This window comes from Amycolatopsis minnesotensis (assembly GCF_039529815.1).
Lineage (GTDB): Bacteria > Actinomycetota > Actinomycetes > Mycobacteriales > Pseudonocardiaceae > Amycolatopsis > Amycolatopsis minnesotensis.
Genome location: NZ_BAAANN010000027.1, coordinates 28,719 through 48,599 on the forward strand (window position 1 = coordinate 28,719; position 19,881 = coordinate 48,599).

A 19,881-nucleotide genomic window follows, 5' to 3' on the forward strand; every position below is an offset into this window, starting at 1 on the left:
CTCACATCCGGAAGACGCCGAAGCCGTCGGCGCCCTTCACTGGTCCATTGTGGATGGTGGAAAGGCTCAGCCCGAGCACGGTCCTGGTGTCGCGCGGGTCGATGATGCCGTCGTCGTAGAGCATGCCGGAGAGGAACATCGGCATCGACTCCGCTTCGATCTGGTTCTCCACCATCGCGCGCATCGCCGCGTCGTTCTCCTCGCTGTACTCCTGGCCCCTGCCGGCCGCGGCGGCGCGGGCCACGATGGACAGCACCCCGGCGAGCTGCGCCGGCCCCATCACCGCGGACTTCGCGCTCGGCCACGCGAACAGGAAGCGCGGGTCGTAGGCCCTGCCGCACATGCCGTAGTGCCCCGCGCCGTAGGAAGCGCCCATCAGCACCGAGATGTGCGGGACCTTCGAATTGGACACGGCGTTGATCATCATCGCGCCGTGCTTGATGATGCCGCTCTGCTCGTACTCCTTGCCGACCATGTAGCCGGTGGTGTTGTGCAGGAAGATCAGCGGCGTGTCCACCTGGTTCGCGAGCTGGATGAACTGGGCCGCCTTCTGCGACTCCTCGCCGAAGAGCACGCCCTGCGCGTTGGCCAGGATCCCGACGGGGTAGCCGTGCACGCTCGCCCACCCGGTCACCAGGCTTGGCCCGTACAGCGGTTTGAACTCGTCGAAGTCCGAGCCGTCGACCACGCGCGCGATCACCTCGCGCGGATCGAACGGCACCTTGAGGTCGCCGGGCACGATCCCGAGCAGGTCCTCGGCGTCGTACCGCGGCTCGGCGTAAACCGGTTCCGGCACCGGGCCCTGCTTGCGCCAGTTCAGGCGGCGGATGATGCTCCGGCCGAGCCGGATCGCGTCCTGCTCGTCCACGGCGAGGTAGTCGGCGAGGCCGGAGGTCCGCGCGTGCATCTCGGCGCCGCCGAGCGACTCGTCGTCGGATTCCTCGCCCGTGGCCATCTTCACCAGTGGCGGGCCGCCGAGGAAGACCTTCGCGCGCTCCTTGACCATCACCACGTAGTCCGACATGCCGGGCAGGTACGCGCCGCCCGCGGTCGAGTTGCCGAACACCAGTGCCACGGTGGGCACCTTCGCCGCCGACGAGCGGGTCAGGTCGCGGAACACCCGGCCGCCGGGGATGAAGATCTCCTTCTGGGTCGGGAGATCCGCGCCGCCGGACTCGACCAGGTTGATCACCGGCAACCGGTTCTGCGCCGCGATATCCGCCGCCCGGAAGCTCTTCTTCGTCGTCCACGGGTTGCTGGCGCCGCCCTTGACGGTGGGGTCGCTCGCCGAGATCAGGCACTCGACGCCTTCCACCACGCCGATCCCGGTGATCACGCTGGCGCCGACGCGGTAGTCCGAGCCCCACGCGGCCAGCGGTGACAGTTCGAGGAACGGCGAGTCCTCGTCCAGCAGCAGCTCGATCCGCTCGCGGGCGAGCAGCTTGCCGCGCTTGCGGTGCCGTTCGACGTACTTCTCGCCACCACCGGCGATCGCCTTCGCGTGCTCGGCGTCGATCTCGGCGAGCTTGCCGAGCATGGAATCCCGATTCGCCGCGAACTCGTCGGACCCGGTGTCGACCGTCGAAGGAATCATGGTCATGCCGTGTACCCCAATCGCTTCGCGGCGAGCCCGGTGAGGATCTCGTTGGTACCGCCGCCGATCCCGAGGATTCGGACGTCCCGGTAGTGCCGTTCCACTTCGGACTCGCTCATATAGCCGAGCCCGCCGTGCAGCTGGACCGCCTCGTTGACCACCCATTCCGCGGTCTCCACCGCGGTGTTCTTCGCGAAGCAGGCCTGGGCGATCACTTCTTCGCCCGCGACATGGCGCTGCGCCACGTCGCGGGTGTAGGTCCTCGCCACGTCGATCTTGCGGGCCATTTCGGTGAGTTTGTGCTGTACGAGCTGCCGCGAGATCAGCGGGCGGCCGAACGTCTCGCGCAGGCGGCACCAGTCCAGCGTCAGGTCCAGCGCGCGCTGGGCGTGGGCGTAGCCCTGCACGGCCAGTGAAACCCGCTCGGTGACGAACTGGGTGGCCACCTGGGCGAACCCGCTGTGCTCCCCGCCGACGAGGTTCGCCACGGGCACCCGTACGTCCACATAGGACAATTCAGCGGTGTCCGAGGCGTGCCAGCCCATCTTTTCCAGCTTGCGGGTCACGGTGAACCCCGGCGTGCCGCGTTCGACCACGATCAGCGAGATCCCGCGCGCGCCCGGCTCGCCGGTCCTGACCACCGTGGTCACGAAATCGGCGCGGCAGCCGGAGGTGATGAACGTCTTGGCACCGTTGATGACGTACTCGTCGCCGTCGCGGACCGCCGTGGTGCGGATACCGGCGACATCCGAGCCACCGTCCGGTTCGGTGACCGCGAGCGAACCGATCTTCTCCCCCGCCAGCGTCGGCCGGACCCACCGGTCGATCTGGGCGGGATCACCGGCGTCGGCGATGTGCGGAACCGCGATCCCGCAGGTGAACAACGACGCGAAGAGCCCGCCGGAGCCACCGGCGTAGTGCATCTCCTCGGCGACCACGAGCGCGTCCAGGTAGTCGCCGCCACCGCCGCCGACCTCCTCCGGGAAGCCGACCCCGAGCAGCCCGATGGCCCCCGCCTTGCGGTGCAGCTCGCGAGGCAGTTCTCCGTCGCGCTCCCACTGGTCCAGATACGGCAGCACCTCGGACTCGGTGAACCGGCGCACCGTCTCCCGCAGCGCGAGCCGTTCCGGGGTGCCGAAGGGATCGGTCACAGCAGTGCCTCCGGGATGTCGATTTCCCTGCCGCGAAGCCATTCCCCGAGCGCCTTCGCCTGCGGGTCGAACCGCGCCTGCGAGGAAACGCCCTCGCCGAGGATTCCTTCGACGACGAAGTTCACCGCACGTAGGTTCGGCAGCAGGTGCCGTGTCACGGTGAGATCCGCCGTCTCGGGCAGCAGCAGCTTGAACTCGGCGACGGTGAGCCGGTGCGCCAGCCAGCGCCACGCCTCGTCCGAGCGGACCCAGACGCCGAGGTTCGCGTTGCCGCCCTTGTCGCCGCTGCGCGCGCCGAGCACGGTGCCGAGCGGCAGGCGGCGCACCGGCCCCGTCGCCAACGGCTCCGGCAGCTCCGGTTCCTCCACATCGGACAGTTCGAGGGTTTCGGCTGCGGGCTCGATGTCCACTCGCGACCCGCCCGGCCGCACCGCGACGTGCGGCACCTCAGAGATGTCCACATAGGACGCCGTGTAGACGCCGTACGGGGACGCCGCCGAAGGCGGTGCCGTCACGTGAAAGCCGGGGTAACTGGCCAGCGCGAGTTCGATCGCCGCGCCGCTGAACGCGCGGCCCGCGACGTTCGCGTCGGCGTCCTTGACCGCCACGTGCAGCAACGCGCTGGCGCGCTGCTCGGTATCGGCGTCGGGGTGGTCGGTGCGCGCGAGCGTCCAGGTGACATCGGCGGGCGGGTTCGCCTTCAGCGCGCCGTCGAGCTGCTCGCGGACCAGTGCCGCCTTGCGCTCGATGTCCAGTCCGGTGAGGACGAACGTGGTTTCGTTGCGGAATCCGCCAAGACTGTTGAGGCAGACCTTCAGCGTGGGCGGCGGGGGCTCACCCGTCACGCCGGAGATCCGCACCCGGTCCGGCCCGTCCTGGTCGAGCGCCAGCGTGTCGAAGCGCGCGGTGACGTCGGGCCCGGCATACCGCGCTCCGGTGATCTCGTACAACAGTTGCGCGGTAACGGTTCCGGTGGTCACCACACCGCCGGTTCCCTCGTGCTTGGTGATCACGCTCGACCCGTCGCGGTGGATCTCGGCGATCGGGAAGCCCGGTACGCCGATCTCGTGCTCGGTGAAGAAGGCGTAGTTCCCGCCGGTGGCCTGCGCACCGCATTCGATGACGTGCCCCGCGGCCACCGCGCCCGCGAGCGCGTCGTAGTCGTCGCGAGCCCAGCCGAAGTACGCCGCCGCCGGGCCGACGATCACCGAGGCGTCGGTCACGCGCCCGGTCACCACGATGTCGGCACCCGCGTTCAAGCAGTCCACAATGCCCCACGCGCCGAGATAAGCATTGGCGGTCAACGGCTTCCCGAAGCCCAGCTCGCCGGCGCGGGCGATCAGGTCGTCCCCTTCGACGTGCGCGATCGCGACGTCGACGCCCAGCTTCGCGGCCAGCTCACGCAGCGCGTCCGCGAGCCCGGCGGGGTTGAGCCCACCGGCGTTCGCGACGATCTTGACGCCCTTTTCCTTCGCCAGTGCCAGGTTTTCCTCCATCTGGCGGAGGAACGTCTTGGCGTAGCCGCGGTTCGGGTCCTTCATCCGGTCGCGCCCGAGGATCAGCATGGTCAGCTCGGCGAGGTAGTCGCCGGTGAGCACGTCGAGCGGGCCGCCGGTGAGCATCTCGCGCACCGCGGAGAACCGGTCGCCGTAGAACCCGGAGGCGTTACCAACGCGGATCATGCGAACTGGCCCGGTTCGCGGCCTTTTCCGGGCGGTCCGGCGAACGCCTGCGCGATCCCGAGCCACTCGCGAACGCCGTCACCCTCGGCGGCCAGCGCGGTGTCATCGGGATGGCGGCGTTGCGTGACGACGAGGCAGAAGTCCAGCGCGGGCCCGGTAAGGCGCTCCTCGGCGTCCTCGGGACCGAACGCCCAGGTGGTGCCGTCCGGGGCGGCCAGCTCGACTCGGAACTCCTCCACCGGCGGCGCGAGCGAATGCAGCTTGAACGCGAAATCCCTGGTGCGGACGCCGAACCGCGCGATGTTCCACAGCCTCGCCGTCGGCTCGCGGACGAGCCCGAGCGCGTCGAAGACGTCCTGGCCGTGCGCCCAGGTTTCCATCATGCGCGCGGTCGCCATCGACGCCGCGCTCATCGGCGGCCCGTACCACGGCAGCTTCTCGCCGTCCGGCACCGCGGCGAGCGCCTCGGCCAGTTCGGCACGACCGGCGCGCCACCGCGCGAGCAGTTCCTCCGGCGGCTTGTCCGCCGACTCCTCGGTGCCCTTGTCGACGAAGTCCGCGCCCACCGCGAGCGCCTTTTCCACCTCGGCGAGGAAATCGTCGGGCCTGGTCGCGGCGATCAGCGACTTCTCGTCGGTCCAGGCGAGGTGCGCGATCTGATGTGCGATGGTCCAGCCGGGCGCGGGTGTCGCCCGTGCCCAGTCCGCGGCCGGGAGCCCGGCCACGACGTCGTCGATCGTCTGCGTCTCGGCCGCGAGATCTCCCAGGATCGCGCCCAGATCAGCCATAACCGCCTCCCTGCGTCGAGTCCGACGATGACACCCCGCCGACTAAAAATCAAGCATGCATGATTGTTTTCTGCGAGACCCGCTACCGTGGTGATCCAGCCGAGGAGACGGAGTGGTCTCAATGCCCGAGACGAGCACGGTCCCGAGCCCGCAGAGCGTCCGGTTGCGACGGCTGTTCGCCGCGCGGGTGCGCCCGCTCGCGGACCGGGCCTCCCCGCACGGCTACCAGCTTCGCGCGCTGCGGAGCACGATCGACAGCGCGGGCCTCGCGCCGCTCCCCCGCAAAACCGCGGCGTGGCCCGCTCGGTACGGGAACCTCCGCGGCGTCTGGATGCGCGCGCCCGGCGCCTCGTCGGCCACGGGTGCGGTGCTCTACCTGCACGGCGGCGGCTTCGTCTTCGGCTCGCCTCGCTCCCACCGGACGCTGGCGTACCAGGTCTCCCGCGCGTCGGGACTGCCGGTGTTCCTGCTCGACTACCGCCGCGCGCCCGAGCACCCCTTCCCGGCCGCCGCGGACGACGCGCTCGCCGCCTACCGCATGCTGCTGGACCGCGGCTTTCCCGCTTCGCGGCTGACCGTCGCGGGAGATTCGGCCGGTGGCCACCTCGCCGCAGGGCTGCTCGCCGACCTCGCGCGCGAAGGGCTCCCGCACCCGGCGGCCGCGTTCCTGGAGTCACCGTGGCTGGACCTCGGCCTCGCCGAGACCTGGCAGCGCGACCGCGCGGAGCGCGACCCGTTCCTTTCCCCCGCCTACGCCGAGAAGTGCCGCCGCGCCTACGCCCCCGCCGTGCCGGTCACCCATTCGCGGCTCGACGTGCTCGGCGCGGACAAGACCGGCTGGCCGCCCGTGCTCGTCCAGGTCGGCGGCACCGAAGCGATCCTCGGCGATTCGCGGCGGATGACCGAGTCGGTGACCGAGGCGGGCGGGTCCGCCACTCTGCAGGTCTGGCCCGGCCAGATCCACGTGTTCCAGGCGTTCGCCGACTTCCTGCCGGAGGCGAAGCAGGCGCTGCGGTTCGCCGGGTCCTTCCTGCGCGACGCCGTCACTTGTTGACCAGACGCCAATAGTTGGCCTACCGTCAGCTTCGAATTCCAGCGAAGGAGTCCGCGTGGCCGAGTACGCCGACATCACCTATGCGGTGCACGACCGCATCGCGACCGTGGCGCTCAACCGGCCGGCGGCCCGCAACGGCTACACGATCCGGATGGCCGACGAACTCGCCGACGCGATGGACCGCGCCGACCGCGCCGAGGACGTCCGCGTGGTCGTGCTCACCGGGAACGGCAAGGACTTCTCGGTCGGGGCCGACCTCTCCCAAGGCGGGTTCGACTTCGACGCCGAAACCGGACCGGATCCCGCGTGGCAGGAGCCTGCCGGCAGATGCTCCAAGCGCATCTTCACGATGAACAAGCCGGTGATCGCGGCGCTTCGGGGCGCTTCGGTCGGCGGCGGCATCACGATCACGCTGTCGTGCGACTACCGGCTCGCGTCGACGGACTCGAAGTTCGGGTTCGTCTTCGTCCGCAGGGGGATCTACCCGGAGGGCGCGTCCGCGTGGTTCCTCCCGCGACTCGTCGGCATGGGCACCGCACTGGACTGGATGGTGAGCGGGCGGGTGTTCGGCGCGGAGGAAGCACTGCGAGCCGGGCTGGTCCACAGTGTCCACGAGCCGGATTCGGTGCTGGACAAGGCATACGAGCTGGCGCGGGAGATCGCGGTGACGACGTCGGCGGTGTCCGTCGCGGTGACCAGGCAGCTCCTCTACCGGATGTCCACAACGGACTCCCCGTTCCCCGTGCACGAACTCGACTCCCGTCTCATCGGCGGGCTCGGCGCGAGCAAGGACGCCGTCGAAGGCGTGGTTTCGTTCCTCCAGAAGCGACCGCCGGAGTTCGGCATGCGCGTGGACGCCGACCTGCCGCCCTACCTGCCGTGGGCCGAGAAGTGACCGGCTATCCCCCGGAGCCGTGGCACCTGGCGGGCCAGGCGTACGTCTCGGTCTGGCGCGTCCCGACCGAAGACCTTCCGGCGCTGCCCACCGGCGCCGAGCCCGTCATCCTCGGCAGCAGGGCGCAGGTGGTGACCGCCTGGATCGACTACCAGGACCCCGGCCAGCTCAGCTACCACGAACTGCTGTCCACTGTGGCCGTCCGGGGCAGGGGCGCCGCCGCGTCCATCACCGAGATCTGGGTGGACAGCGAGGTTTCGCTCGCGGGCGGGCGCGCGCTGTGGGGCATCCCGAAGGACTTGGCGGCACTGGACTTCCGGCACGGCAGTACGTTCACCGCGACCGCGGCCACCGGCGACGACTGGATCGCCACCGCCGCGTTCACCCGCCGCCTCGGCGCCCCGTTCCCGGTGCCGTCGCGGTTCGAGGTCGTGCAGACGCTCGACGGCCGCCTCAAGCGGAGCCCCGTGACGTCGAAGGCGCGCCCGCACCTCGCGCGCGCGGACTGGGCCGTCAACCCCGGCGGCCCGCTCGGCTACCTCACCGGGCACCGGCCGGTCGCGAATCTCCACCTGCGGGACTTCACCCTGCGCTTCGGCGGCTGAGTCACGTCCGCCATGCCCCGAAGGATGCTCCTATAGAGGTCAAAAGCGAGGTGCCCTGAAGGCGCCCTTGAGGGAATCTGATGCCGCGAAGGGCACCTTCAGGGCATCAGCATCACCATGCCGCCCGCCGCGAGGGACGAGATCGCGGCGTCAGATTCCCCGAAGGCGACCTTCACGGACCAAGCCCCCGGGCAGCTCCGCGCTTCCACCACCCACCTCACCAGAATCAACGCGCACACATCATCACTGTGGCATTCGGGGCAACCACCAGGCCAGCCGGAACCAGGCCCCGCAACGCTGCGAGCAGGCGCGCAAAGTGATCAGGTAACCCGGCAGGGTGAGGGGCCGACACGCCACCCATTGGGGCACGTGCGAGCCCACACCCCTACATGTAGTCTCTGGGAACCGACCGGCCGCGAGCGATGGGAGAACGCTCGACGAGGCAGGGTCGGCCGGACCAGTGCAGCCAGCAACACGCCGACCCGCGCCGGCGTGTCGTACGATCGCGCCCTTTTGGAGACCGCATGTCAGTGCTTTCCTCGCTTTCCTCGGAAACAAGCCAGCGCCCGCCGTCGACCGGAGACGGCACCACCGCGGTCCGGGTCATCCGGCGAGACGGCAGCGTGTCCCCGTTCGACGCAGGCAAGATCTCGGTCGCGATGACCAAGGCGTTCCTGGCTGTCGAGGGTGACGACGCGGCGGCGTCCTCGCGTGTCCATCACGTGGTCAGCGAGCTGACCGAGCAGGTCGAGGCTACCCTCCTCCGCCACACCGGGCCGGAGACCGCGCTGCACATCGAGCAGATCCAGGACATCGTCGAGCTGGCGCTGATGCGCGGCGAGCACCACAAGGTCGCCCGCGCCTACGTGCTCTACCGCGAGGAGCGCAGCAAGGCCCGCGAGGCCGCGCAGCCCGCGAAGGCCGAGGGCGCGATCTCGGTGCGCGCCGCCGACGGCAGCGTCCGCCCGCTCGACTGGGCGCGCGTGTCCCACGTCGTGGGCGAGGCCGTGGCCGGGCTCGACGACGTTTCCGCCGACCTCGTGCTCGCGGAGACCAAGCGCAACATCTACGACGGCATCAGCGCGGACGAGCTGGCGCTGGCGCAGATCATGGCCGCGCGGGTGCTCGTCGAGCAGGAGCCGAACTACTCCTACGTCAGCGCGCGGCTGCTGCTGGACAAGCTGCGCGGCGAGGCGCTGAGCTACCTCGCCGGCGCGCCGAAGCTGGCGAGCCAGGACGAGATGGCGACGGAGTACCCGCGCTACTTCCGCTCCTACCTGCGCCGCGCGATCGAGCTGGAGCTGGTCAACCCCGAGCTGCAGTCGTTCGACCTGGACAAGATCACCTCAGCGATCAAGGCGGAGCGCGACCTCGACTTCGGCTTCCTCGGTCTGCAGACGCTGTACGACCGCTACTTCCAGCACCACGACGGCGTCCGGTTCGAGCTGCCGCAGGCGTTCTTCATGCGCGTCGCGATGGGCCTGGCGATCCGCGAGGACGACCGGGAAGCCCGCGCGATCGAGTTCTACGAACTCCTGTCGAGCTTCCACTTCATGGCATCGACGCCGACGCTGTTCAACTCGGGCACCACCCGCCCGCAGCTCTCGTCGTGCTTCCTGACCACCGTCGACGACGACCTCGACTCGATCTTCCAGGCGTACAAGAACAACGCGCTGCTGGCGAAGTACTCGGGCGGCCTCGGCAACGACTGGACCCCGGTCCGCGGCCTCGGCGCGCACATCAAGGGCACCAACGGCCAGTCGCAGGGCGTCGTGCCGTTCCTCAAGATCGCCAACGACACCGCGGTCGCGGTGAACCAGGGCGGCAAGCGCAAGGGCGCCGCCTGCGCGTACCTCGAGACCTGGCACGTCGACATCGAGGAGTTCCTCGACCTGCGCAAGAACACCGGTGACGACCGCCGCCGCACGCACGACATGAACACCGCGAACTGGGTGCCCGACGAGTTCCTCCGCCGCGTCGAGGCCGACGACCAGTGGACCCTGTTCTCCCCCAACGAAACCCCGGACCTGCACGACCTCTACGGCAACGCGTTCGCCGAGCGCTACCGCGAGTACGAGGCCGCCGCCGAGCGCGGCGAGATCAAGGTGTTCCGCAAGATCCGCGCGGTCGAGCTGTGGCGGCGCATGCTCACCATGCTGTTCGAGACCGGCCACCCGTGGATCACCTTCAAGGACCCGTGCAACCTGCGCTCGCCGCAGCAGCACACCGGCGTCGTGCACTCGTCGAACCTGTGCACCGAGATCACGCTGAACACCAACGCCGAAGAGGTCGCGGTCTGCAACCTCGGCTCGGTGAACCTGCTCAAGCACGTCACACCGTCCGGTTTGGACACCAAGCGGCTCGAGAAGACCGTGCGCACCGCGGTCCGCATGCTCGACAACGTGATCGACATCAACTTCTACACGATCCCGGAGGCGCGCCGTTCCAACCTGCGCCACCGCCCGATCGGCCTCGGCCTGATGGGCTTCCAGGACGCGCTGTTCGAGATCGGCGTCCCGCTGTCGTCGGAGCAGGCCGTGCAGTTCGCGGACGAGAGCATGGAGCACATCTCCTACTACGCGATCTCCGCATCGACCGACCTCGCCGAGGAGCGCGGCCAGTACCAGTCGTTCGAGGGCTCGCTGTGGAGCAAGGGGATCCTGCCGATCGACTCGATGCAGCTGCTCATCGACGCCCGCCGCGGCGACGCGCTCGACGTCGACACCTCGTCCACTTTGGACTGGTCGCCGCTGCGCGACCGGGTCCGCACGGTGGGCATGCGCAACTCCAACGTGATGGCGATCGCGCCGACCGCGACGATCTCCAACATCTGCGGCGTCGGGCAGTCCATCGAGCCGCTGTTCCAGAACCTGTTCGTGAAGTCGAACATGTCCGGTGACTTCACCGTGGTCAACCCGCACCTGGTCCGCTCGCTCAAGGAGCGCGGGCTGTGGGACGAGGTCATGGTCAGCGACCTGAAGTACTTCGACGGCAGCCTCGGCCAGATCGACCGCGTGCCGGACGACCTCAAGGCGCTGTACGCCACCGCGTTCGAGATCGAGTCGAAGTGGCTGGTGGACGCCGGTTCGCGCCGTCAGAAGTGGATCGACCAGGCGCAGTCGCTCAACCTGTACATCGCGGCGCCCAGCGGCCGCAAGCTCGACGAGCTGTACCGCTACGCCTGGCACAAGGGTCTCAAGACCACGTACTACCTGCGCGCCAGGTCGGCGACGCACGTGGAGAAGAGCACCCTGCGCGGCACCGACGGCAAGCTGAACGCCGTCTCCGCGACCCCGGCGGCGGCACCTGCCGCGGCACCGGCTCCCGCACCCGCCGCTTCGCCCGCGCCGTCGCCGTCCCCCTCGCCGTCGGCTTCGGTTCCGGCTACCCCGGTTGCCGAGGAGCCCAAGGAGATGGCGAAGGTCAACGACGTCGACTTCGTCGCCGAAGAGGGCGCCGCCTGCCGCATCGACGACCCCGACTGCGAAGCCTGCCAGTAAGCCGCCCGTAGTCCTTTTTGGAGAGAACATGACGAACCTGGAAACCGGAACGGACGCGACGGGGCTCGGCGAGATCGAGGTCGGCGCCGAGCGGATCAACGTCGACGACAAGCGGATGATCAACGCCCGCGCCGACGTGAACCAGCTCCTGCCGATGAAGTACCGCTGGGCGTGGGACAAGTACCTCGCGGGCTGCAACAACCACTGGATGCCGACCGAGGTCGCCATGCAGGCCGACATCGCGCTGTGGAAGTCCACCGACGGGCTCACCGAGGACGAGCGGCAGATGCTCAAGCGCAACCTCGGCTTCTTCGCCACCGCGGAGTCGTTGGTGGCCAACAACATCGTGCTCGCGGTCTACCGGCAGATCACGAACCCGGAGTGCCGCCAGTACCTGCTGCGCCAGGCGTTCGAGGAGGCCGTGCACACGCACACCTTCCAGTACATCTGCGAAAGCCTCGGCCTCGTCGAGGGCGAGCTGTTCAACATGTACCGCGAGGTTCCGTCCATTTCGGACAAGGACGCGTGGGCGCTGAAGTACACGCAGAACCTGGAGAACCCGGACTTCGAGACCGGCACGCCGGAGGCCGACCAGGCGTTCCTGCGCGACCTCGTGGCGTTCTACGTGATCTTCGAGGGCATGTGGTTCTACACCGGGTTCGCGCAGATCCTCTCGCTCGGCCGCCGGAACAAGATGGTCGGCATCGCCGAGCAGTACCAGTACATCCTGCGCGACGAGTCGATCCACCTGAACTTCGGCATCGACTGCATCAACCAGATCAAGATCGAGAACCCGCACCTGTGGACAGAGGAGTTCCAGGCGGAGATCCGCGGCATGCTGACCGACGCGTGCGCGCTCGAGGTCGCCTACGCCCGTGACACCATGCCGCGCGGCATGCTCGGGCTTTCGGCCGACGCGTGCGAGCAGTACATGCACTTCATCACCGACCGGCGCGCCCAGCAGATCGGCCTCGCGCCGATCTTCGGCGAGAACGAGAACCCGTTCCCGTGGATGTCGGAGGCGATGGACCTGAAGAAGGAGAAGAACTTCTTCGAGACCCGCGTCATCGAGTACCAGTCCGGCGGCGCGCTCGACTGGGACTGAGTTCTCCCGCCTCCTCCGACGGCGCCTCCCGACTCGTTCGGGGGGCGCCGTCGCGTGTCCAGTGCCACCCGAACGCCCCGGTGAGAGCGGCGACACGCAGCGCTCAGGACTGTTAGGCTCCCCTGTGCCACAGGTTTCCCGGGTGCGAGCCCGGGAAGGCAACAGGGAACCCGGTGCGAATCCGGGACTGCCCCGCAGCGGTATGTGGGAACGACCGCCGTCACCGCGTGAGCGGTAAAGCACTGGGTAAGGCACCCGGGAAGCGACGGCCAGTAGGGAGGCGCAGTACGCCCACGAGTCCGAATACCTGCCCGTGGTGCGGATGCCGACGGCATCCGCCGATCGCGGGCCTCGTGGGTGGGCACGCTCACATCGAGAGGCGGCACGACCTCCGCCCGCCTCGTGTGCGCCCGCCCCGTTCCCCCGCGATTTTCGTGAACGAGCTCGCGAGGAGAGAGCTGTGGGCAGCAACAACGAATCGGACGTGGTGGGCAGCACCGTACTCGGGTACCCGAGGATCGGTCCGAACCGGGAACTCAAGCGCGCCGTAGAGCGGTATTGGGCCGGTCGCACGGATCGCGCCGAGTTGGCGGAGACCGCCGCGAAACTGCGCCGGGACACCTGGCGCGAACTGCGCGGGGCAGGGCTCCACACCGTCCCGTCCAACACCTTCTCCTACTACGACCAGGTGCTCGACACCGCCGCGCTGTTCGGCGCGCTGCCCGAGCGCTTCACCCGCCTCGGCCTCGACGACCTCGGCACCTACTTCGCAGCGGCGCGGGGCGTGCAGGACGCGCCCGCGCTCGAAATGACCAAGTGGTTCGACACGAACTACCACTACCTGGTGCCAGAGCTGCAGCCGGAGACGACCTTCTCGGTCACCGGGTCCAAGCCGATCGACGAGTACCGCGAAGCACGCGCGGACGGCATCGAGACCCGTCCCGTCCTGGTCGGCCCGGTGACGTTCCTGGCGCTGGCGAAGCCCGCCGCGGGCGCGCCGCCGGAGTTCCGCACGATCGACCTGCTCGACTCGCTGGTCGCCGCGTACGCGGACCTGCTCGGCCGGTTGCGGGACGAGGGCGTCGAATGGGTGCAGCTCGACGAGCCCGCGTTCGCCGCGGACCGCACGCCCGCCGAACTGGACGCGCTCGCGCGCGCCTACGCCGCGCTCGGCGGGATCGAACACCGGCCGAAGATCCTGGTGGCGGGCTACTTCGGGCGGCTCGGCGACGCGCTCGGCGTGCTCGCGCGCTCCCCCGTCGACGCGCTGGCCGTCGACCTGGTCACCGATCCGTCCACTGTGGACGCCGTGGCCGCCGAAGGCGCGTTGCGGGACAAGGAGGTGGTCGCCGGTGTCGTCGACGGGCGCAACGTGTGGCGGGTCGACGTGGACGCCGCGCTCGCGAAGGCGGCCACCCTGCTCGGCACGGCGGCGAAGGTCAGCGTCGGCAGTTCGTGTTCGCTGCTGCACGTGCCCTACGACGTGGACGCGGAAGCGGATCTCGACGAGCGGCTGAAGGGCTGGCTCTCCTTCGCCAAGCAGAAGGTCGCCGAAGTCGTGCTGCTCGGCACGGCACTCGCCGAAGGCATCGAGGCGGTCGCTGACGGCGTCGCGGCGGCGAGGGCCGCGACGAAGAGCCGGAACGAGGCCCGCGACCTGCGCGACAGCAGGGTGCGGGCGCGGCTCGACGCGCTGCGGCCCTCGCACACCGAGCGGCCGGACTACGCGCGAAGGGCCGCCGCGCAGCGCTCGTCGCTGGGCCTGCCCGCCTTGCCCAGCACGACGATCGGGTCGTTCCCGCAAACCTCCGACGTGCGCAAGGCCCGCGCGGCCTTCCGCGCCGGGCGCACCGACGAGGCCCAGTACGCCGCGGCGATGCGCGACGAGATCGAGCGCGTGGTGCGGTTGCAGGAGGACCTCGGGCTCGACGTGCTCGTGCACGGCGAGCCGGAGCGCAACGACATGGTGCAGTACTTCGCCGAGCAGCTCGACGGGTTCGCCGCCACCCACACCGGCTGGGTGCAGTCCTACGGCTCGCGCTGCGTCCGCCCGCCGATCCTCTACGGCGACGTCTCGCGGCCGGAGCCGATGACCGTCGAGTGGGCGCGGTACGCGCAGGGGCTCACCGAACGCCCGGTCAAGGGCATGCTCACCGGGCCGGTCACCATCCTCGCCTGGTCGTTCGTGCGCGACGACCAGCCGCTCGGCGAAACCGCGGGCCAGGTGGCACTCGCCATCCGCGACGAGGTGCACGACCTCGAGTCGGCGGGGATCCGGATCATCCAGGTCGACGAGCCCGCGCTGCGGGAACTGCTCCCGTTGCGCGAAGCGGAGCACCAGGCGTACTTCGACTGGGCGGTGCGCGCGTTCCGGCTCGCCACCTCGGGCGTCGCCGACTCGACGCAGATCCACACCCACATGTGCTACTCGGAGTTCGGCGACATCCTGCCCGCGATCGAAGCCATCGACGCGGACGTCACGAGCATCGAAGCCGCTCGCTCGCACATGGAGGTGCTCGGGGACCTCGGCAAGTCCGGGTTCGCGCGCGGCGTCGGCCCTGGCGTGTACGACATCCACTCGCCGCGGGTGCCGGACGTCGAGGAGATCAGCGAGCTGCTGACCACCGCCCTCGGCGCGGTGCCCGCCGACCGGATCTGGGTGAACCCCGACTGCGGCCTGAAGACCCGCGGCTACGCGGAGGTGGAGCCCGCGCTGCGCAACCTCGTAGCGGCAACGGCGCGCGTCCGCTCGACCCTGCCGAGCTGATCCGCACGGGTCCCTGCTGCCCCGTTGGGCCGCCCTCGGGGCAGCAGGGATCCCGGAGGTCGCAGTGCCGGCAGCTCCGGGGCGCCCGGATCGCGGCCCTAGCGGAGTCAGCCGAGACTGATTGCCCTGAAGGTCGCCTTCGCGGCGTTAGACGCCCTCAGGGGCGCCTTCAGGGCATGAGCTTGGCGATGCGGCTGCCTGTGAGGGGCGAGTTCGCGACCCCGCTGATTCCCCGAAGGTGCCTTTCAGGGGATCAGCGGGGTCGCGCTGCTCCGCCGGATCGCCCGTCCCGCGCGGCCCCGGTTCGCCCGCCGTGTTCTGCCCGCCGCGCTCCGGTCGCCGCGCCTTGATCCGATCGCCCGCCGTGCTCTGGTCGCCCAGCGCCGCGCCGATCGCCGCGCCCCGATCCGCTCCGGCTTGGCTCGGCGCTTCCTGCCGCGTTGCCCTGAAGGTCGCCTTCGCGGCATCAGATTCCCTCAAGAGCACCTTCAGGGCATCAGCGCGGGTGGAAGCACGGGAGCGGCGAAGGCTCGTGAAGGGCTCATTCGCGGCGTTGAGGTTCCCGAAGGTCACGGGGGCATGGCGGGCTAAGGGTCCGCCATGCCCCGACCTCCCAAGGAGCATCCGTCGGCGCGGAAAATTCGCTCGCCTGCCCGTCGATCGGACTATTGACGGGTGGTCAACAAGGCAGGCATGGTGGGGTGGCAGGCACTCTCTCATCGCCGAGGAGGCCCCATGAACTTCACCGCCATCCGCGAGCGCGTGCCCCCGTTGACCTCGATCCCGCTCCCCCGCGGTGTGGACCGCCGGATGCTGGAGCACCGCTCGCCGGTCGCCGAACTCGCCGCACCGCCGCCGGGCAGCGGGCTCAAGCCCGTGCTCGGCGATGCCGGGCCGCCCGTCATCGGGCACGCGGTCAACTTCATGCGGTTCGGCATCCCGTTCGGGCTGCACCGGTACGAGACCTACGGCCCGGTGTCCTGGATGGGCGCCTTCGGCCGCCGCATCGTCACCCTCAGCGGCCCGGACGCCACCCAGGCCGCGCTGGTGAACAAGGACAAGGCCTTCTCGCAGGAGGGCTGGAAGTTCTTCATCGAGCGGTTCTTCGACCGCGGCCTGATGCTGCTCGACTTCGGCGAGCACCACCTGCACCGCCGCATCATGCAGCAGGCGTTCACCCGCGACCGGCTCGAGGGCTACGTACGGCAGATGGGCCCGTCGATCAGGGCCGGGGTCGGCCGCTGGCCCACCACCGGCTCGAACCGGCTCTACTTCACGCTGAAGCAGCTCACCCTGGACGTCGCGACCCAGGTCTTCATGGACATGGACAGCCCCGACGACGCCGGCCGCATCAACCGCGCGTTCGTCGACTCGGTGCGCGCGGGTACCGCGATCGTGCGCCACCCGGTGCCCGGTGGTCGCTGGGCGGCCGGGCTGCACGGCAGGAAGGTGCTTGAGCGGTACTTCGCCGCCGAACTGCCCGGCAAGCGCGCGAGGAGCGGATCCGACCTGTTCTCCGCGCTGTGCCAGGCGACGAGCGAGGACGGCGAGCGGTTCACCGACACCGACATCGTCAACCACATGATCTTCCTGATGATGGCGGCGCACGACACCAGCACGATCACCGCCACCGCCGCCGCGTACCACCTGGCGAAGCATCCCGAGTGGCAGGAGCGCGCCCGCGAGGAGTCGCTGGCGCTCGGCGACGAACTCCCCGATCTCGGAGCACTGGACCGTCTGTCCACAGTGGACATGGTGCTCAAGGAGTCGCTGCGGCTGGTCGCGCCGGTGCCCTCGCTCGCCCGCAAGACGGTGCGCGACACCGAGGTCCTCGGCCACCACATACCCGCGGGCTCGATGGTCGGAATCTCACCCACGGTGAACCACTTCGCGCCGGAATGCTGGACGGATCCGATGCGGTTCGACCCGGACCGGTTCGGCCCCGCCCGTCGCGAAGACCGGTCTCACCGGTTCGCCTGGATGCCCTTCGGCGGCGGCGCGCACAAGTGCATCGGACTGCATTTCGGCACGTCAGAGGTCAAGCTGCTGTTGCACGAGATGCTGCGGAGGTACCGCTGGACGGTACCGGCCGGCTATGCGGCGAAATGGGACTACGTGTCACTTCCGGTTCCGGTCGACGGGCTGCCGATGCACCTCGAAGCACGCTGAAATCGGCCAACGAATCTGACTACTGTCAGTAGTAAATTACACTCGTGTCATCACTCGTTCAGCCGGTAGACATGCCCCGTGCGGCATGGTGCCGTGGCTTAACTCATGGGCTACTCGTACCGAGTGTGGGTCCTCCCTTGGCCACACCCGGTCTGAGCTGGTCTTCGTTCCCGCGTGAAGAAGGTGGAGTGTGCCGGAGCCTGGTGCGACACCAGGGTTGGCCGAGGTAGCCCGCAACTGGGCGGCCACGTTGGCTGACACGAAAGGAGTATCCCTCCCGCCGCACGAACTGGAGCAGATCCTCCTCGCGGTGGTCCGCGACGCGGCCGCGGCGGCCGTGCCCGCGCACGAAGCAGCGGTGCGCCGGTTCGCCGCGCTGTACTCGGCGTCCCCGATCGGAATCGCCCTCGCCGACCGCGACGGCACCATCGTCGAGGCAAACGCGGCGCTCGGGTCCTTCCTCGGGTACCAGCCAGAGTCGTTGCACGGCAAGAAGATCACCGAGCTGGGTTCGAGCGACCGCGATTCGACCGCCCTGCGCATCGGCCTCGACGAGCTGACCGAAACCGAACTCGACCGCTACCAGCACCGCGTGCTCCTCGACCACGGCGAAGAGGTGCCGGTGTGGGCGGACGTCACGCTCGCCCACCTGCCGGGTGACCACCCCGGCACGGAGTATCCGGTGCTGATGGTCTCCGACGCCAACGAGGTGCACCTGCTGCAGGAGACGCTGCGGCACCAGAACGTGCACGACCCGCTGACCGGGCTCGCCAACTCGTCGAGCTTCCAGACCAAACTGGAAGCCGCGCTCGGCACCCGCTCCGGCGAGCGGATCGCGTTGATCTACCTCGACATCGACGGGTTCAAGGTCGTCAACGACGGCCTCGGCGCCGGGTTCGGCGACAAGGTGCTGCGCGGGGTCGCCCGCAAGCTCGCCGCGGTGTTCACCGAGCACGACGCCTTCGTCGCCAGGCTCTCCGGCGACGGCTTCGCGATCCTGCTGCACGGCTCGGTGAGCCCCAGCGAGGTGATCGCACTCGTCGAGCGCGCCTTCGAAGACCTCCACGAGCCGATCTACCTGGAGGGCAACGGCATCGGCGTCAGCGCGAGCGCCGGCATCGTGGTCAAGGACGTCGGCGACGGCGGCGCCGAGGACCTCCTCCGCGGCGCCGAAATCGCGCTGCACCGGGCGAAGGAGCGCGGCAAGGCGCAGTGGGTGCTGTTCGACCCCGAACTGGACGCGCGCGACCGCAGCCGCTACCGCCTCGGCGCGGTGATCGCGGGCGCGCTCGAAAACGGCGAGTTCTCGCTCATCTACCAGCCGACCGTGAAGCTCGCGAACACCGACCAGCTCGCCGCGGTGAACGCGGGGCTGCGCTGGAACCACCCGGAGATGGGCGAGCTCGACTCCGACAAGTTCTACCCGCTCGCCGAGACCACCGGCATGACGATCCCGCTCGGCCGCTGGCTGCTCACCGAATCGCTCGCGGCCACCGCGCGCTGGCGCGAACGGTTCGGCGAGGCGGCACCGGATGTCTGCGTCCGGTTGCCGAAGCGGCTCGCCATCGATCCCGATCTGGTGTTGCTGGTCAAGGAGCAGCTGGACCGCCACCGGCTGCCGGCGCACGCGTTGCGGCTGTGCACCGACGGATCGTCCATTCTGGACCCGAACGGCGAGGTGCTCGACTCGCTTTCGGTGCTCTCCGATCTCGGCGCGCAGCTCGTGCTGACCGTGTCCGGAACGGCGGACCTCGAACTGATCCCGCGGTACCGGCTTCCGGTGCGGCACATCATCCTCAGCGGCCCGGTCGTCGACTCGCTCGTCATCGACAAGGACGGAGTGGCGAGCAGGAACCTGTCGCACCTGATCACCAGGGCGCGGGAGCTGAAGCTGCGGATCGGCGCCGAGGGCGTGTGGCACGAAGACCACGCCGTCCGGTTGCGCGAACTCGGCGTCATGGCGGCCCGCGGCGCGTTCGTCGCGGAGTCGGCGACCGGTGACGAGGTCGACGAGCTGATCGAACGGCACGCGAGCTAGCGCGCGGGCTCCACTTCGGTGCGGTACACGCGGAAACCGCGGCGGCGGTAGTTGGTCAACGCGGCCGGGTGGTCGAGGTTCGAGGTGCGCAGCCACACCCGGGTCACCGCGTCGTCCAGCCGCCACGCCTCGCCGACGGCGAGGGTCAGGGCGTAACCGCCGAGCCCGCGGCCGATGAACGACGGGCGCAGCCCGAAGGTGGTGATCTGCGCGTCGCCACCTTCCCCACGCCGGGTCGCGACGAACCCGGCGACCTCGGGGCCCGCCCGCACGAGCCAGAACCGGCGGCGCGGATCCGCGAGCCACTCGGCCCAGCCGTCGTCGTCACGGGTGACGCTGCGCCACCCGTGCGCGGCACCGATCTCGACGCACAGCGGCCGGATCCACGGCGAGGACGCGTCGATCCCCTCGAGTGCGACGCCGTCGACGGGACCCGACGGAACCAGGTCGCCCGGCGCGGTCATCTCGACATAGGTGATGATCTCCTCCACGAAGGTGCAACCTAGGCACTCGCGCGCCAATCCGCGAGCGAA

At 69.6% G+C, this 19,881-nt stretch carries 13 protein-coding genes and 1 riboswitch; of the genes, 8 read left to right on the forward strand and 5 right to left on the reverse strand.

Annotation, left to right across the window (positions count from 1 at the left end):
- Nucleotide 1: 1 nt before the first annotated feature.
- The 4 genes from ABD256_RS29330 to ABD256_RS29345 are packed head-to-tail and all read right to left on the reverse strand — an operon-like array spanning nucleotide 2 to nucleotide 5,215.
- Entirely contained in the window at nucleotides 2–1,600 is a 1,599-nt protein-coding gene (locus tag ABD256_RS29330) for an acyl-CoA carboxylase subunit beta (protein ID WP_344426042.1), read from the reverse strand.
- On the reverse strand, nucleotides 1,597–2,745 hold the full coding sequence (locus tag ABD256_RS29335; protein ID WP_344426044.1) for an acyl-CoA dehydrogenase family protein: 1,149 nt from the start codon (nucleotides 2,743–2,745) through the stop codon (nucleotides 1,597–1,599). Before ABD256_RS29335 ends, ABD256_RS29330 begins: the two co-directional genes overlap by 4 nt.
- Complete coding sequence (locus ABD256_RS29340; RefSeq protein ID WP_344426046.1) at nucleotides 2,742–4,427, reverse strand: acyclic terpene utilization AtuA family protein; 1,686 nt, start codon at nucleotides 4,425–4,427, stop codon at nucleotides 2,742–2,744. The genes ABD256_RS29335 and ABD256_RS29340 overlap by 4 nt, the downstream gene beginning before the upstream one ends.
- Complete coding sequence (locus ABD256_RS29345; protein WP_344426047.1) at nucleotides 4,424–5,215, reverse strand: TIGR03084 family metal-binding protein; 792 nt, start codon at nucleotides 5,213–5,215, stop codon at nucleotides 4,424–4,426. The genes ABD256_RS29340 and ABD256_RS29345 overlap by 4 nt, the downstream gene beginning before the upstream one ends.
- Nucleotides 5,216–5,336: 121 nt before the next feature.
- Between ABD256_RS29345 and ABD256_RS29350 the strand changes: the two genes are divergently transcribed.
- The 8 genes from ABD256_RS29350 to ABD256_RS29385 all read left to right on the forward strand — a co-directional run bounded on the left by ABD256_RS29350 (nucleotide 5,337) and on the right by ABD256_RS29385 (nucleotide 19,348).
- Nucleotides 5,337–6,269 carry an alpha/beta hydrolase fold domain-containing protein gene (locus ABD256_RS29350; protein WP_344426050.1) on the forward strand — a complete coding sequence of 311 codons (933 nt, stop codon included), beginning with the start codon at nucleotides 5,337–5,339 and terminating at the stop codon, nucleotides 6,267–6,269.
- A 55-nt stretch (nucleotides 6,270–6,324) separates the two neighbouring features.
- A complete protein-coding gene (locus tag ABD256_RS29355) occupies nucleotides 6,325–7,164 on the forward strand; it encodes an enoyl-CoA hydratase-related protein (protein WP_344426053.1) in 840 nt (279 codons plus the stop codon).
- Nucleotides 7,161–7,769 carry an acetoacetate decarboxylase family protein gene (locus ABD256_RS29360; RefSeq protein ID WP_344426056.1) on the forward strand — a complete coding sequence of 203 codons (609 nt, stop codon included), beginning with the start codon at nucleotides 7,161–7,163 and terminating at the stop codon, nucleotides 7,767–7,769. The genes ABD256_RS29355 and ABD256_RS29360 overlap by 4 nt, the downstream gene beginning before the upstream one ends.
- 524 nt (nucleotides 7,770–8,293) lie before the next feature.
- Nucleotides 8,294–11,269 (forward strand): ribonucleoside-diphosphate reductase subunit alpha, encoded by a 2,976-nt coding sequence (locus ABD256_RS29365; RefSeq protein ID WP_344426059.1) that lies wholly within the window; start codon nucleotides 8,294–8,296, stop codon nucleotides 11,267–11,269.
- A gap of 28 nt (nucleotides 11,270–11,297) precedes the next feature.
- Nucleotides 11,298–12,374, forward strand: a complete 1,077-nt coding sequence (locus tag ABD256_RS29370; RefSeq protein WP_344426062.1) for a ribonucleotide-diphosphate reductase subunit beta — start codon at nucleotides 11,298–11,300, stop codon at nucleotides 12,372–12,374.
- A 114-nt stretch (nucleotides 12,375–12,488) separates the two neighbouring features.
- Nucleotides 12,489–12,703, forward strand: a riboswitch (cobalamin riboswitch).
- A 131-nt stretch (nucleotides 12,704–12,834) separates the two neighbouring features.
- Complete coding sequence (gene metE, locus ABD256_RS29375; RefSeq protein ID WP_344426065.1) at nucleotides 12,835–15,141, forward strand: 5-methyltetrahydropteroyltriglutamate--homocysteine S-methyltransferase; 2,307 nt, start codon at nucleotides 12,835–12,837, stop codon at nucleotides 15,139–15,141.
- 735 nt (nucleotides 15,142–15,876) lie between these two features.
- Nucleotides 15,877–17,310: a cytochrome P450 gene (locus tag ABD256_RS29380; protein WP_344426068.1), complete on the forward strand. Its 1,434-nt coding sequence runs from the start codon at nucleotides 15,877–15,879 to the stop codon at nucleotides 17,308–17,310.
- 190 nt (nucleotides 17,311–17,500) lie between these two features.
- Nucleotides 17,501–19,348, forward strand: a complete 1,848-nt coding sequence (locus tag ABD256_RS29385; RefSeq protein ID WP_344426071.1) for a putative bifunctional diguanylate cyclase/phosphodiesterase — start codon at nucleotides 17,501–17,503, stop codon at nucleotides 19,346–19,348.
- Here the strand turns inward: ABD256_RS29385 and ABD256_RS29390 are convergent.
- On the reverse strand, nucleotides 19,345–19,839 hold the full coding sequence (locus ABD256_RS29390) for a GNAT family N-acetyltransferase (RefSeq protein ID WP_344426073.1): 495 nt from the start codon (nucleotides 19,837–19,839) through the stop codon (nucleotides 19,345–19,347). The two genes, ABD256_RS29385 and ABD256_RS29390, sit on opposite strands and share 4 nt — an antisense overlap.
- Nucleotides 19,840–19,881: the final 42 nt, after the last annotated feature.

Coding starts and splice junctions, on each gene's coding strand:
- ABD256_RS29365 (WP_344426059.1), top strand. CDS start 8,294: ATGTCAGTGCTTTCCTCGCTTTCCTCGGAAACAAGCCAGCGCCCGCCG.
- ABD256_RS29345 (WP_344426047.1), bottom strand. CDS start 5,215: ATGGCTGATCTGGGCGCGATCCTGGGAGATCTCGCGGCCGAGACGCAG.
- ABD256_RS29380 (WP_344426068.1), top strand. CDS start 15,877: ATGAACTTCACCGCCATCCGCGAGCGCGTGCCCCCGTTGACCTCGATC.
- ABD256_RS29330 (WP_344426042.1), bottom strand. CDS start 1,600: ATGACCATGATTCCTTCGACGGTCGACACCGGGTCCGACGAGTTCGCG.
- ABD256_RS29350 (WP_344426050.1), top strand. CDS start 5,337: ATGCCCGAGACGAGCACGGTCCCGAGCCCGCAGAGCGTCCGGTTGCGA.
- ABD256_RS29370 (WP_344426062.1), top strand. CDS start 11,298: ATGACGAACCTGGAAACCGGAACGGACGCGACGGGGCTCGGCGAGATC.
- ABD256_RS29340 (WP_344426046.1), bottom strand. CDS start 4,427: ATGATCCGCGTTGGTAACGCCTCCGGGTTCTACGGCGACCGGTTCTCC.